The sequence below is a fragment of the Cupriavidus sp. 2SB genome (assembly GCF_005503625.1).
GTDB lineage: Bacteria > Pseudomonadota > Gammaproteobacteria > Burkholderiales > Burkholderiaceae > Cupriavidus.
In genome coordinates, this window is the sequence record NZ_SCMX01000123.1 from 1 (window position 1) to 13655 (window position 13655).

General features: G+C 63.7%; 11 protein-coding genes. 8 read left to right on the forward strand and 3 right to left on the reverse strand.

Going from position 1 to position 13655, the window contains the following annotated elements; all coding sequences use genetic code 11:
* Positions 1-147 precede the first annotated feature (147 nt).
* The gene (locus FFS21_RS30535) at positions 148-1041 is read right to left on the reverse strand and encodes a 2OG-Fe(II) oxygenase (protein WP_137928410.1); all 894 of its coding nucleotides are present in this window, start codon (positions 1039-1041) and stop codon (positions 148-150) included.
* Positions 1042-1316: 275 nt separating this feature from the next.
* On the opposite strand from FFS21_RS30535, the gene FFS21_RS30540 reads away from it, so the two are divergent.
* The 4 genes from FFS21_RS30540 to FFS21_RS30555 all read left to right on the forward strand — a co-directional run bounded on the left by FFS21_RS30540 (position 1317) and on the right by FFS21_RS30555 (position 6601).
* Positions 1317-3530 carry an alkaline phosphatase family protein gene (locus FFS21_RS30540; RefSeq protein WP_137928411.1) on the forward strand — a complete coding sequence of 738 codons (2214 nt, stop codon included), beginning with the start codon at positions 1317-1319 and terminating at the stop codon, positions 3528-3530.
* Between the two features lie 89 nt (positions 3531-3619).
* The gene (locus FFS21_RS30545; protein ID WP_137928412.1) at positions 3620-5011 is read left to right on the forward strand and encodes a cytochrome-c peroxidase; all 1392 of its coding nucleotides are present in this window, start codon (positions 3620-3622) and stop codon (positions 5009-5011) included.
* Positions 5008-5625: an SEN1982 family lipoprotein gene (locus FFS21_RS30550; protein WP_137928413.1), complete on the forward strand. Its 618-nt coding sequence runs from the start codon at positions 5008-5010 to the stop codon at positions 5623-5625. The genes FFS21_RS30545 and FFS21_RS30550 overlap by 4 nt, the downstream gene beginning before the upstream one ends.
* Before the next feature lie 220 nt (positions 5626-5845).
* A complete protein-coding gene (locus FFS21_RS30555) occupies positions 5846-6601 on the forward strand; it encodes an SDR family NAD(P)-dependent oxidoreductase (protein ID WP_137928414.1) in 756 nt (251 codons plus the stop codon).
* 21 nt (positions 6602-6622) lie between these two features.
* On the opposite strand, the gene FFS21_RS30560 is transcribed toward FFS21_RS30555, so the two are convergent.
* Together FFS21_RS30560 and FFS21_RS30565 are read right to left on the reverse strand one after the other, a co-directional pair.
* On the reverse strand, positions 6623-7372 hold the full coding sequence (locus FFS21_RS30560) for a creatininase family protein (RefSeq protein ID WP_137928415.1): 750 nt from the start codon (positions 7370-7372) through the stop codon (positions 6623-6625).
* 27 nt (positions 7373-7399) lie between these two features.
* Positions 7400-8686: an MFS transporter gene (locus FFS21_RS30565; protein WP_137928416.1), complete on the reverse strand. Its 1287-nt coding sequence runs from the start codon at positions 8684-8686 to the stop codon at positions 7400-7402.
* Between the two features lie 164 nt (positions 8687-8850).
* Here FFS21_RS30565 and FFS21_RS30570 point away from each other — a divergent pair, with 164 nt between their 5' ends.
* From FFS21_RS30570 to FFS21_RS30585, 4 genes are all read left to right on the forward strand, one after another.
* The gene (locus FFS21_RS30570; RefSeq protein ID WP_137928417.1) at positions 8851-9768 is read left to right on the forward strand and encodes a LysR family transcriptional regulator; all 918 of its coding nucleotides are present in this window, start codon (positions 8851-8853) and stop codon (positions 9766-9768) included.
* Between the two features lie 180 nt (positions 9769-9948).
* Positions 9949-11145: a mechanosensitive ion channel family protein gene (locus FFS21_RS30575; RefSeq protein WP_137928418.1), complete on the forward strand. Its 1197-nt coding sequence runs from the start codon at positions 9949-9951 to the stop codon at positions 11143-11145.
* A 177-nt stretch (positions 11146-11322) separates the two neighbouring features.
* Positions 11323-12612, forward strand: coding sequence for a dicarboxylate/amino acid:cation symporter (locus FFS21_RS30580; protein WP_137928419.1), 1290 nt, complete (start codon positions 11323-11325; stop codon positions 12610-12612).
* Between the two features lie 4 nt (positions 12613-12616).
* The gene (locus tag FFS21_RS30585; RefSeq protein ID WP_137928420.1) at positions 12617-13525 is read left to right on the forward strand and encodes an amino acid ABC transporter substrate-binding protein; all 909 of its coding nucleotides are present in this window, start codon (positions 12617-12619) and stop codon (positions 13523-13525) included.
* The last annotated feature ends 130 nt before the right edge of the window (positions 13526-13655 follow it).

Genomic DNA, 13655 nt, shown 5'->3' on the forward strand with positions numbered 1-13655 from the left:
CTTGAACTCTTCCGTAAAGCCCTTGCGTGCCATTTTTCACCTCTCCAGTTGACTCGAAGTCTACCTTTTGAGGTGTCCAGGTTTATTGGACCACTACACCCAACCCCTCTCCCGCACGCGGGAGAGGGGAGAAAACCGAGAGGTAGTTCATTCCCCCGCCGCCACAAACCTCCGTTCCCGCATCCACTTCGTCGCTACCCACTTCTCGCCGCGCAACACCTCGGCCGCCGCATGCAATGTGCGGCCATCCATTTGCCCCTGGCTGTCGCAATACTCGAAATACACCGCATTGCCCTTGCGCGGCACCACCGAGAGGCCGATCTCGGGGAATACCGTTTCGCCGCCGTCTTCCACATCGTTCAGGTAGATCACCATCGTGCTGACACGCTGACCGCTGCGTGCGATCGATGCCTGGTTGGCCGCGTTGCCGGGCAAGAGGAAGTCGAAGTGCGGACGACTCTGCGCGCCCGGCGCGTATTGCAATACCTGTAGCCCTTCGCCGTTTTCCATTGGCATGTTCATCAGTGCCGAGATACGCGTATCGAGCGTAGCCAGCAGCGGTGTTTCCGCCAGACGGAAGAACATGCCATGGCTGGTGCGGTCGGAGCTGACCACCTGCTCGCCCGTACGCGGATCGACAATCGTCGAGGCTTCGAGGCGCGGACGCGCGGCGGCCATCAGCGCGTCGCATTCGTCGTGGGTCAGCACGCTTTCAAGGACGGCGATGGTCGGCTTGTCCGTGCGTGTCAGGACGTGGATATCCCGGTCGCCGCCGTGCAGTATCGCGCTGCGCGGCAATCTCGGCAGTGCAGGGCCTGCGGCTTCGCGCTCGATGGTGAGGCTGCCTTCCGGCATCGGCGATCCGTCGCGTAATACCCGCCCAAACGCATCCACCAGTTCGCGCGCCACGCCTGCATCGAAGCGCTGCCCGGCCAGTGCACGCACGATGTCGTCCGCGGAACCGCCACGGCGCAGCGCGTTGACGATCCAGTCGCGGAGTTCGTTCGAGAAGTGGAGGGTGGCGAGTTGGCGGGCTGACATCGATGACGGAGCGAGAGGAAAAACCTTTCAGCAATTGAAAGGTTCGGGGCCACGAAAAGGCTTGGAAAGGCCGCAAATATGCGCTTTTCCAGGATGTCTGCCAATGCCGTCCGCCATGAAATATTCCGTAACTTGATGCGTCAACGTTGATACATGCGGCGCAATCAAACCGTCACATTCGGCTTCTAGGATCGGGGCCGCTGTAGCCATGCCCACCATCGCTGCAGTCCTACCTCCCACTAAAAAACTCGCCCTTGTCCAGGCGAAGCCAGAACATGCACCCAAAAAACTCCAGCTTTGTCCCGCTGCTGACCGCGCTCGCGGCAGCCGCCACGCTCGCCGCATGCGGCGGCGACGGTAGCAGTTCCACCCCGTCTTCCGGCACCAGCGGCACCACGCCCGCTGCTACGGTCAGCGGTGTGGTTGGCGGCACGGCGATCAAGAACCCGACTGGCTTTGCGGCATCGTCGGCCACGGGCGTCGACTACGCAAAGAGCACCACGGGCGATGACGTGCAGCAGAAGATCGTGCCGACGGTCTACGCCAATGCCACGGTCTGTGCAGACACCAACGGCAATGGCCTGTGCGACAACGGCGAGGCGTCCACGCGTTCGGCTGCCGATGGCAGCTTCACACTGACCACGCCGGCGGCAAGCCTCGTGGCCGTGGTGGATACCGACGCCACCTATTCCGACGCCAGCGGCGCCACGGCCAGGATGGCCAGCAAGATGGTGTTGCGCAGCGTGGCAGAGCAGGCCGCCAACGGCGCGAGGGTTGTCATCAGTCCGTTGTCGACGGAAGTCGTGCGTCTGGTCGAAGCCGAGCACCTGAGCGTGGCCGATGCCAAGACCGCTATCGCGGGCCGTCTGAGCCTGACGGGCGGCACTGCCGATGTCACGGTCAAGGCCGACGATGTGGTCGCGCTGCCGGCCAATGTGGCTGACGCCCGCGCTTCCGCCGCATTGCTGACGGAAGCCAACACGCTGGCAGGCCGCTTCCAGCTCGCATCGAAGATTCTCGATCGCGGCTATGCCAGCGACGTGGCCGCCGACCCGGTCACGACGATCCAGGCCGCGCAGGACGCCGCGTTCAATCCGGAGGGTATCCCGCGCTATGACCACCTGTTCGTGGTCGTGTTCGAGAACCACAGCAACCAGACCATCGACGATCCTGCCTATCCGAACTTCTACAAGTACCTGAACCAGGAAGGCAACAAGGCGGCCAACTATTTCTCCACGGGTAATCCGAGCGAGCCGAACTACATCTCGCTGGCCAGTGCCGACGACTGGGGCGTGGCCGACGACAACGCGTGGAACTGCCTGCCGGCCGGCGACACCGCCAATCAGCCGACCGATGTCTATGTGCCGGTGAATGCCTGCAACGCCGACTCCAAGGTCCACAACCTCAAGGGCCGCCGCAATATGTTCACGGCGCTGTACAACGCCGGCATGGGCGCGCGCGTCTACAGCGAATCGATGGACCCGGGCCAGGACCCGCGCAAGGATGGCGCCGGCAATGCGGCCATCACGGCAGTCAACGTGACGTCGGGCCTTGGCGCGACCGAGCCGATGATTTCCAGCCTCTACAAGACCAAGCACCATCCGGCGGTGAACTTCGATGAAGTGCGCAATCGCCCGGACTTCTTCAAGAACCTGAACCGCACAGTGGGTGGCGGCCAGTGGGATGCGGCTATCGACACCTATGCCAGGAGCAAGGGCATAACATGGAACACGCACCAGTTCGAGGATGACCTGAAGAGCGGCGACATCGGCGCGCTGAACTACATCGTGCCCGACCAGTGCGATGACATCCACGGCACGGGTTCGGCGGTGGCGGATTGCACGAACGCCGCAGCGGGTATCAAGCGGGGCGATGCCTACGCCAAGTATCTTGTGGAAACCATCAAGGCTTCACCCATCTGGAAGAACACAAACCGCCGCTCGGCCATCGTCATGCTGTTTGACGAAGGTTCGAGCTTCTACGGCAGCTCGTCGTGCTGCGGCTGGAACGTGGGCGGTGGCGCCACCAGCGGCTGGCCGCTTGGCGAAGGCATCAGCACGGCCGTGGCGCGTTACAACGGCGGCAACAAGGGCGATGGCCCCACCATCTTCTCGTTGCTGACCAACCAGCCCAAGGCGCCGAAGCAGGTCATCGACTCCGATGCCTACAGCCACTTCTCGTTCGTGCGCACGATGCAGGACATGTTCGCGCTGGCAGACCCCGGTGTGGCCACGTCGTACATGAACCGCTCGAAGTACACCGAGCAGTACATCGCGCAGAACCTGGCCAACCTGGCCGAGTATTCGGGCAGCGCCAACACGCACTTCGACTCGGTACGTCCGATGAACCACAAGTACGTGGTCAAGTCCGGGGACATCGTCTCCGGCGGCGCGACGAAGGGCGTCAGCGGCAGCGGCTCGCTGAGCGGCGGCAACACGGCTGCAGGGCCGGATGCCACGCAGACCAGCATCTGGGCGATCAAGTCCTGATGCGGTCGCGTTAGTTCCGATGCACGCACGGCGGTGGATTCGTCCCCGCCGTGCCGCTGTTTCTGCGTAGTTACCGATCCTCGAGCATCATGCGTATTTCCATTCAAGCCGCCGGTTTCCTGGCGGCCGCGTGCATTGCCGTGCTGGGAGGCTGCAAGCCTGCCGACGATGCACCGCACGCTGCGGCCCATGCCGCCGTGCTTCCCAAGCCTGCTGTCGTGCAGGTGGCCCAGGTTGTCACCCCATCGGCACCCGCCTCGCCCGCACTGACACCCGCCGCACAGGTCGGCGCGAAGCTGTTCTTCGATCCGTCGCTGTCGGGCTCCGGCAAGATGTCGTGCGCCACCTGCCACGATCCCAATCACGCCTATGCACCGGCCAATAACCTCTCCGTGCAACTGGGCGGCAAGGATGGCAAGCAGCCCGGCACGCGTGCCGTGCCCACGCTGATGTACAAGGAGTACACGAACGCGTATTCCGATACGTTCGAGAATCCCGACATGATCAGCGCGCCCGGTCCCGGTGGCGGACTGACATGGGATGGCCGCGCCAACACCATCGCCGAGCAGGCAGCCATTCCGCTGCTGGCTCCCAACGAGATGGCAGCGGACAGCAAGGCGGCTGTGGTGGATGCCGTGCGGCAGGGCGCTCATGCCGATGCGTTCCGCCAGGCATATGGCGCGAATGTGTTCGATGACACGGATCGCGCGTTTTCACTGGTGGGTGCGGCGCTGCAGGCGTTCCAGGTGGAGGACCGCAGCTTTCATCCATACAGCAGCAAGTTCGACCGCTATCGCACCAACAAGGTGGGCGGTGCATTGACCGATGCGGAACTGCGCGGCCTGCGTGTGTTCCTCGATCCGAACAAGGGCAACTGCATGGCGTGCCACTTGATCGGTGGTGGTAACGATGGCAGCCAGGACATGACGAGCGATTACTCGTTCGCAGCCATCGGCGTGCCGCGCAATCGCGAGATTCCGGCCAATGCAGACCCGAAGTATTTCGATCTGGGCCTGTGCGGACCGCTGCGCACCGATCATCGACCGGGCCGCGACAAGGGTGCGAAGGAAACGTGCGGCATGTTCAAGACGCCGGTGCTGCGCAACGTGGCCACGCGTCAGGCGTTCATGCATAACGGCGTGTTCCACGCGCTGGAGGATGTGGTCCGCTTCTACAACACGCGCGATACCGCGCCAGAGAAGTGGTATCTGCGCGATGGCAAGGGCCGCGTGAACAAGTACGACGATCTGCCCGCGCAATACCGCGCCAATCTCGATGAGCAGATGCCACTGGACCAGCGCCGCGCCGGCAGCAAGACGCCGATGACCGATGCGGAGACGCAGGACCTCATCGCCTTCCTGAAAACGCTGACCGATGGCTTTGTGCCGCCGGCCAACGCAGCGCAGCCCGCCAACACCGTGGCGAATGCCGCCGCTGAATTCGCCGCCGAACATGGCGCGCATGCCGTGAAATCGAAATGAAGAGAATCCTCTTGTGTACGGCCATCGCCCTGACCGCGTGTGGCCATCCCGACGCGGCGAACGAAGCCAACTTCCGCGCCGGGCTTGAAAAGCAGCTTGCCGAGCATGGCGATCTCTGCATCGGCCGGCACACGTGGCCCGTTGATGTGCCCGACTTGCCCGTGGCCGCCCAGATGCGTGACGGCATCCAGATGCCCGCGCTGGAGCATGCTGGGCTGGTGTCGCATGTGGCAGCGGAAATGACGCTGCGCCATCAGGATGGATCGAGCGAGACTGTGAAGGCGTTGCGCTACGACCTGACGGAGACAGGGCGCGGATTTGTGAATGCGCATCCGAAGACGGCGGCACATGGTGCTGAAGCGGATACGCCGGACCTTTGTTACGGTCATGTGAAGCTGGCGAAGGTGACCGGCTGGGACAAGCCGGTTCACGACAATGCATCGCGGCTCACGACTGCGGTGCGATATACCTACACGCTGGATGCGGCGCCATGGGCTGCGGACACGATGGTGCAGCAGGCGTTTCCGGTGCTGGCGCGCGTGGTGAAGGGCAGCGGGACGATGGAGCTGAAGCAGATGATGGTGGCGACGAGTGGAGGGTGGGTGACGGAGTGATGCGTTAACTCCCCGCGCTGGTTTTCCCCCCTCTCCCGCATGGCGGGAGAGGGGCGGGGGAGAGGGCCAGCGGTGAAAATTGCGATGTGGCCGGCAAGCAGACCCTCCGGCCCTCTCCCCCAACCCCTCTCCCACTGCGCGGGAGAGGGGAGCAAAACACCATCTCCCGCAACCCGGTGTACCATCGCCCCCGAACCCGTTTACATGCTGGAGAGCAACCATGATCGTATTCGTCACTGGCGCCACCGCAGGATTTGGCGCTGCCATTGCCCGTCGATTTGCCGAGGCCGGCCATCGCGTGATTGCCGCGGGGCGGCGTGAAGACCGGCTCGAAGCGCTGGCCGATGCCCTGGGCCGCGACAAGGTGCTGCCGCTCGTGCTCGATGTGCGCGACCGTGATGCCGTGGCCGCTGCCGTAGCCGCGTTGCCTGCCGAATTCGCAGAAGTTGACCTGCTGGTGAACAACGCCGGTCTGGCGTGGGGTCTGGAATCGGCGCAGAACGCGGATCTCGACAAGTGGGACGCGATGGTCGACACCAATATCAAGGGCCTGCTCTACATGACGCGCGCAGTGCTGCCGGGCATGGTGGCGCGCAATCGCGGCCACGTGATCAACATCGGTTCGGTGGCCGGTGAATACGCCTACCCGGGCGGCAACACGTATGGCGCGACGAAAGCGTTCGTGCGTCAGTTCTCGCTGAACCTGCGCGCCGACCTGACCGGCACGCGCGTCCGGGTGACGGACGTGGCGCCGGGTCTGGTGGGCGGCACCGAGTTTTCGGCGGTGCGTTTCGATGGCGACCAGTCGCGCGTGGCGAAGATCTACGAAGGCGCCGATGCGCTGACGCCCGAGGACATCGCCGAGACCGTGTTCTGGTCCGCGACGCTGCCCTCGCGCGTCAACATCAATTTCCTGGAAGTCATGCCGGTCTCGCAATCGTTCAGCGCGCTGTCGATTACCCGCGAGAAAGCCTGACCCTCCAGGCAATCCAGCCGATCAGGCCGGTACGAACTCGTCGGTGAACGCCGCGAGTTCGGTCACCAGGCTGCGCGCGGCCAGTTCCACCAGCGCCTGGCCCTTCTCCGGTGTGGCCTGGTTCGGGTCCGAACCCATGCGGCCATCGGGGAAGCGTCCCCGGAATTCCAGCGCCTCGCGGATCGGGCCCGACGGCGCGATCTTCGGCGCGTAGTCCGCGTGCTTGATCGCATCCGGAAATGCGAACTGCGTGACCGCGATTTCAGACGGCGTGGCGTGCGCACCGTGTCCCGTGGGGAACATCTCGCGGGCCAGTTCGTTCACCCCTTCCAGATCCCACCAGTTGCAGAGCTTCAATGCAAAGCCGGCGCGGCGCCCGGCGAAACTCGACTCGGCATAGATCTCCGAGAATGCGGCCTCGATCGAGGCGATATTGCCGCCGTGCCCGTTCAGGAACAGGATTTTCTCGAAGCCGTGGCGCGTCAGCGAGTGCACCCAGTCGATGATCGCCGCGATGAACGTGGTGGGCCGCAGCGAGATCGTGCCCGCGAAACCGAGGTGATGCTGCGCCATGCCGATGTTGAACGTGGGTGCCACGAGGATGTCGCCGTGTGCCTGCGCGGCGCGGGAGATGATCTCCGGGCACAGCCAGTCCGTGCCGAGCAGGCCCGTGGGGCCGTGCTGTTCATTGGAGCCGATCGGGATGACGATGGTCCGGGTGCGTTGCAGGTATTGCTCGATTTCGGACCAGGTGGAAAGGTGCAGCAACATGATGTTCTCCAGGAGTGGGGTCGCGCTTCAGTGGCGCTTGGGAAGTTTGTTGGCGAGGATGATCAGCGCGGCGGCCAGCGGCATGGCCGCCATCACCAATACGCCGGGATGCAGGCTGCCAGTGGCCGTCTTGGCCCAGCCGATGATGGCCGGACCCCAGAACCCGCCTGACAGGCCAATGGTGTTGATCAGCGCAATACCGCCTGCCGCAGCCGGGCCCTTGATGTACTCGGGCGGCATGGCCCAGAACACCGTGTAGGTCATCCACAGAGCGGTTGTGCCCAGCGTCAGCAGCGCCAGTGTGATGAACAGGTGCCCGTCGGCCAGCGTCGATCCGGCGAGCAGCGCGGCACCGGCCATCGCGGGAATGGCAGCATGGAAACGGCGCTCACCCTTGCGATCTGAACGGCGGCCCATGTAGACCATGCCGATGGCGCCACCCAGATAGGGCAGGGCTGTGTACCAGCCCAGCCGCACGGTATCGGTCACGCCTTGCGCCTTGATCAGCGTCGGCAGCCAGAAGCTCAGCGCGTAGATGGCGGCGATCACGCAGAAGTAGGCGGTGGCCAGCACATAGACCTTGGGGTCGCGCGCCACGGCACCGAACGAATGCTTGTGTGCAGCGGGCACGGCCAGTTCCTGCTCCAGCAGGCGCTTTTCGTCGGTGGTCAGCCAGTTGGCGTCGGCAGGACGATCCGGCACCAGCTTCAGCGCCAGTACGCCGAGCAGCAGGCAGGGCAGTCCTTCGACCACGAACATCCACTGCCAGCCGGCCAGGCCGCCATGGCCGGCCAGCGACGTCATCAGCCAGGCCGATGCGGGGCCGCCGATGATGCCGCCAATCGGACCCGCCAGGAACACGATGGCAATCGCACGCGCCATGCGCTGCGGGCCGTACCAGCACGACAGGTAATAGATCATGCCCGGCGCGAAGCCCGCTTCGAATACGCCCAGCAGGAAGCGCATCGCGTAGAACGTGGGCACGTCGCGCACGAACATCATGCAGGCCGAGGTGATGCCCCACAAGACAAGGATGCGACTGAATGTCTTGCGCGCGCCAACACGCGGCAGCATCAGGTTGCTCGGGATTTCGAACAGCACATAGCCGATGAAGAAGATGCCGGCGCCCACCCCGTATGCGGCATCGGAGAAGCCCAGGTCCGATTGCATCTGCAGCTTGGCAAAGCCGATGTTCACGCGATCCAGATAGGCAAACAGGTAACAGACCAGCAGGAAGGGCAGTAGTCGCAGGTTGATCTTGTTGTACAGGGCAGAGGTGCCGTCGAGGGCGCCAGTATTCGACATCACTAACATTGCCAGTCTCCAGAGCGTTGTGATGGTTGGGGGATTGGCTTGGATAGTGGCAGCGGCTTAGACTTGCACCAACAGCAACAAAGTCCACAGATCGTTCTTGCCAGAGCAACGCAGCCCCGCGTGCTCGCGAAAATGTGACTTAAGAAAGATAAAAGGGTAGAGGGATGCGAGAGATCAATCAGCAGCGGCTGCGCTATTTCCGCGAGGTGCTGGCGCACGGCACGATCCGGGGCGCGGCGGAAAGCCTCAACACGTCGCCGTCGGTGATCACGCGGCAGATCCGGCTGCTGGAGGAAGAACTCGGCATCACGCTGTTCGAGCGCCAGCCGCGCGGCGTGCGGCCCACCGAGGCCGCCGCACATCTGCTGGAGTTCTGGCGCGGATATCGCGCGCATCAGGAGAAGCTCGAAGATCAACTGCATGCGCTGCAGGGATTGCAGCAGGGCATGGTGCGAATCGTCTTGAGCGAAGGCTATGTCGATGCGCTGGTCAACGAGGTCATCGCACCGTTCAGCGCCCAATATCCACGTGTCGATATCCGCATGGAAATCCTGCCCGTCGATGATGTGCTGGACGAGGTGGCCGAGAGCCGCGCGCATATCGGGCTGGCCTACAACCCGCCGCTGCATCCGCGCATCGAGTATCGCGCGAGTTCGCCGCAGCCCATCGTGATGCTGTCGCGCCAGGGCCATCCGCTGGCGGTGCGCGGCGGTTCGGCCACTATCCGTGAGGTACTGGAGTATCCGCTGGCCCTGATGCCCGAGTCGTACGGCATTGGCCATGCGGCCCGGATGCTCGAATTTTCCGAGAACCTGTCGATCCATCCCACGCTGGTGAGCAACTCGCTGGCGGCGCTCAAGCAGTTCGTGGCGAATAGCGATGCCGTAACGCTGATCGGCCAGTTCGCCGCCTATCGCGAAGTGGCCGCCGGGACGCTGGCGACCGTGCCCATCGATCATCCGCTGTTCCGTGGCACCCAGGCGAGACTGCTCGTGAAGGCAGGCAGGCCATTGCCTGCGGCGGTGCTGGAGGTGCTCGATTTCATCGAGCGGCGGATGGCGATATTCGCGCATGGAGCCTGATCGGGGGTGTCCTCTGGGGTGAGGCGATGATCGCGGCGTGGCGAATCTGTCATGTGTGGCGCAGGGCGGCTTTTGTATCGGCATGTATGCCACCGCACCGATCCCGCGCGCGCGATGCGTCAAGGTGGCCGATCTGCCGACATCGACGTTGACCCATAGCCCCGGCAGACGCGAGGTGCCATGCTGGGAGACATGTTCCGCATCGAGACCGGGCCGGACGGTGCGCATCACATCTACGCACATACCGACAGCCTGCCGGTAGCCATCGTGATCGTGGCGGGGCTGCTGATCGCCATCGTGTTGGCGAGCGTGTTCTGCTACTACCTGACGCGCTGGATCATGCTGTGGGCGGTGCATCGCCTGGCGCGTGGCGAACATCGCAAATGGCTGCGGGCCGCCGCGCATCGACGCGTGTTCCATCGACTGGCGCCGATCGTGCCCGCGCTGATCGTCTACCTGTCGGCGCCGTTGCTCAAGGGCGTGACGTTTCCCGTGATCTCCATGCTGGGCACGCCGGTTGCGGTGCTGGCCGCGAGCTTCATGGTGGTGGCAGGGCTGCGCGCGGGGTTTGCGTTCCTCGCCAGCATCGAAGACCGCTACAACCATTTTCCGCATGCCGCCACGCGGCCGATCAAGAGCTTCCTGCAGGTCTCGACGATCGTGCTGTACCTCGTCGCTTTCATCGCAATCGTGTCGCTGCTGCTAGACCGCTCGCCCACGTACTTCCTGACCGGCGTCAGCGCGATGACGGCGCTGCTGATCATCGTGTTTCGCGATTCATTGCTGGGCTTCGTCGCCAGCATCCAGTTGGCCGCCTACGACATGCTGCGCATCGGTGACTGGATCGAGGTGCCCGGCTATGTGGCCGATGGCGTGGTGACCGACATCGCACTGAACACCATCAAGGTGCAGAACTTCGACAACACCATCATCACGCTGCCAAGCTATGTGCTGCTGACCAGCGGCGTGAAAAACTGGCGCGGCATGCTGGAGTCCGGCGCGCGGCGCGTGCGGCACAGCATTCCTGTGGATGCAGACAGTGTGCGGTTTTGCGATGACGACCTGCTGGCGCAACTGGCTGTCAATGCAGAGATGAAGGTGCCGCTCGCCATGCAGGCAGACGAGGCGCGGCTCACCAACCTGGGCCTGCTGCGCCGCTACATGCTGGGCTACTTCCGCCAGCATCCCGCCATCCGTCAGGACCTGCCGCTCGTGGTGCGCCACGTGCAATCGACCAGTCAGGGACTGCCGCTCGAAGTCTTCCTGTTCGTCAACGACACGCGTTGGGAATCGTATGAACAGACGCAGTCGGACCTGTTCGATCACGTCTATGGCGTGCTGCCGCTGTTCGGGCTGAGGGTATGGCAGAAGCGGTAGGCCGCTGCGATGTGACGAATCGATGGTATAGGGCTTCAGCAGGTGGCATCCCGTGCATTTTCCGCGTGCTCAGGTGCGCGGCGGTGTGCGTGAAGATTTGCGTTCAGGCGCTTCTGCGACCTATGGTTATCCACGGGCCCCGGCACCGCGGCCATCGGTCGACTCCTTGGAGATGCCATGAGCAAGTCAAGTATCACGACCTGGATCCTGATAGCGATGGTTCTCGGCGCAGGGGTCGGCTACGCGTGCAATACCGCGTTCCCTGACCCCAAGGTGGCGAAGGACATCGCCGGTTATATCTCGATCATCACCGACGTGTTCCTGCGGCTGATCAAGATGATCATCGCACCACTGGTGTTCTCCACGCTCGTCATGGGCATTGCACACATGGGCGATGCCAGCACGGTAGGGCGCGTGGGCATCAAGGCGCTGGGATGGTTCATCACCGCATCGCTGGTGTCGCTGACGCTGGGGCTGATCATGGCCACGCTGCTGCAGCCGGGCGTCAATATCGGCCTGCCGTTGCCTGACGTGGGCGCTGCCACGAACCTGAAAACCAACGCGTTCACGCTCAAGGATTTCATCTCGCACCTGGTGCCGAAATCCGTGGCCGAGGCCATGGCCAACAACGAGATCCTGCAGATCGTGGTGTTCTCGATCTTCTTCGGTACGGCGCTCTCCACGCTGGGCGAGCGCGGACATCGCATGGCCGGTGTGATCGAGGATCTCGCGCAGATCATGCTGAAGATCACTGGCGCAGTCATGTGGATGGCGCCGCTGGCCGTGTTCGCGGCGATAGCGTCCACTGTGACCACGCAGGGGCTGGGCATCCTGATTACCTTCGCCAAGTTCATGGGCAGCTTCTATCTGGCGCTGTTCGTGCTGTGGGGGCTGCTGGCGCTGGCCGGGTTCGTGTTCCTCGGGCGGCGCATCTTCGACCTGATCCGACTGATCCGCGAACCGTTCCTGCTGTCGTTCTCGACGGCGAGCTCGGAAGCGGCGTATCCCAAGATGCTCGACTCGCTCGATCGCTTCGGCGTGAGTCGCAAGATTTCCAGCTTCGTGCTGCCGCTGGGCTACTCGTTCAATCTCGACGGGTCGATGATGTATTGCACGTTCGCCGTGCTGTTCATCGCGCAGGCGTACGACATCCACCTGCCGATGGCGACGCAGATCACCATGCTGCTGTTGCTGATGCTCACGTCGAAAGGGATGGCGGGGGTGCCGCGCGCGTCGCTGGTGGTGATTGCGGCCACGCTGAACCAGTTCGGCATTCCCGAGGCCGGACTGCTGCTGATCATGGGCGTGGACCAGTTCCTCGACATGGGACGCTCCGCGACCAATGCCGTCGGCAACTCGATTGCCGCTGCCGTGGTGGCCAAGTGGGAAGGGCAGTTGACCACGGGGCCGGTGCCAGAGACCGAGAAGGACATCCCCGGCACCAAGCCCGAATCGGCCGGAGCCTGACGCCATGCACTACGTCCTGGCTGCCGCGCTGGCCGCGTGGCTCGGCATCTTCGCGCCTTGTGTGACGGCGCAGACCACGGCACCCGAACCCGTGGTGCTGGCCGGCACGCTGAAGAAGGCGCGCGATACCGGCGTGCTGGTGATTGGCTACCGAGAGTCTTCGCTGCCGTTCTCCTATCTGAATCAGGCGAAGCGGCCGATTGGCTATTCGATCGATATCTGCCAGGCCATCGTCACGGCGGCGTCCGCCGAGATCAGCCGGGACCTGACGGTGCAGTGGGTGCCGGTGACATCGGAGAACCGCTTCGATGCCATCACGTCCGGCAAGGTAGACCTCGAATGCGGCTCCACCACGCGCAACGCCGAGCGGATGCGGACCGTCGGATTCTCGCCCGTCATTTTCGTGGCGGGCACCAAGCTGATGGTGCCGCGTAATTCGTCCATCAAGACTTTCCGCGATCTCAAAGGGAAGACCGTGGTGGCGACGGCCGGCACGACCAATGCGGATGCCATCGAGCAATTGTCGCAGCGCTTCAACCTCGGCACAAAGCTGATCCGCGCAAGGGATCACGCCGATGCCTTCGAAGTGCTGCGCCACGGCGGCGCCGATGCGTACGCGGGCGACGACGTGCTGCTCTACGGCTTTCTCGCCCGCGCCGACGCCGGCAAGCAGTTCGTGGTCACGCGCGATTTTCTTTCCTACGACCCCTACGGCATCATGCTGCGCCGCGCCGACCCGCAGTTTGCCAGCATCGTCGACAAGGCCGTGCGCGACCTGATCACCTCCGGCGAACTGGAACGGCTCTACAAGCAGTGGTTCCTGAACAGGTTGCCAACTGGCGAACGGCTCGGCATCCCGATGAGCGCGCAGTTGGAGGACATCATTGCGGCGACGCCGAAGGAGCCGGAGTAGGGGCCTCGGCCTCACTCTTCCGATTGTTTTCTCCCCTCTCCCGCATGCGGGAGAGGGGCGGGGGAGAGGGCCAGCCGTGCAAATTGCGACATGGCCGGCAAGCAGACCCCCTCCCGCCCTCTCCCCCAAC

What these genes read in the sequence shown, in the direction of transcription:
- FFS21_RS30555 (WP_137928414.1), top strand. Translation starts at nt 5,846, where the DNA reads ATGATCGTATTCGTCACTGGCGCCACCGCAGGATTTGGCGCTGCCATT.
- FFS21_RS30565 (WP_137928416.1), bottom strand. Translation starts at nt 8,686, where the DNA reads ATGTTAGTGATGTCGAATACTGGCGCCCTCGACGGCACCTCTGCCCTG.
- FFS21_RS30550 (WP_137928413.1), top strand. Translation starts at nt 5,008, where the DNA reads ATGAAGAGAATCCTCTTGTGTACGGCCATCGCCCTGACCGCGTGTGGC.
- FFS21_RS30580 (WP_137928419.1), top strand. Translation starts at nt 11,323, where the DNA reads ATGAGCAAGTCAAGTATCACGACCTGGATCCTGATAGCGATGGTTCTC.
- FFS21_RS30535 (WP_137928410.1), bottom strand. Translation starts at nt 1,041, where the DNA reads ATGTCAGCCCGCCAACTCGCCACCCTCCACTTCTCGAACGAACTCCGC.
- FFS21_RS30585 (WP_137928420.1), top strand. Translation starts at nt 12,617, where the DNA reads ATGCACTACGTCCTGGCTGCCGCGCTGGCCGCGTGGCTCGGCATCTTC.
- FFS21_RS30570 (WP_137928417.1), top strand. Translation starts at nt 8,851, where the DNA reads ATGCGAGAGATCAATCAGCAGCGGCTGCGCTATTTCCGCGAGGTGCTG.
- FFS21_RS30545 (WP_137928412.1), top strand. Translation starts at nt 3,620, where the DNA reads ATGCGTATTTCCATTCAAGCCGCCGGTTTCCTGGCGGCCGCGTGCATT.
- FFS21_RS30575 (WP_137928418.1), top strand. Translation starts at nt 9,949, where the DNA reads ATGCTGGGAGACATGTTCCGCATCGAGACCGGGCCGGACGGTGCGCAT.
- FFS21_RS30540 (WP_137928411.1), top strand. Translation starts at nt 1,317, where the DNA reads ATGCACCCAAAAAACTCCAGCTTTGTCCCGCTGCTGACCGCGCTCGCG.
- FFS21_RS30560 (WP_137928415.1), bottom strand. Translation starts at nt 7,372, where the DNA reads ATGTTGCTGCACCTTTCCACCTGGTCCGAAATCGAGCAATACCTGCAA.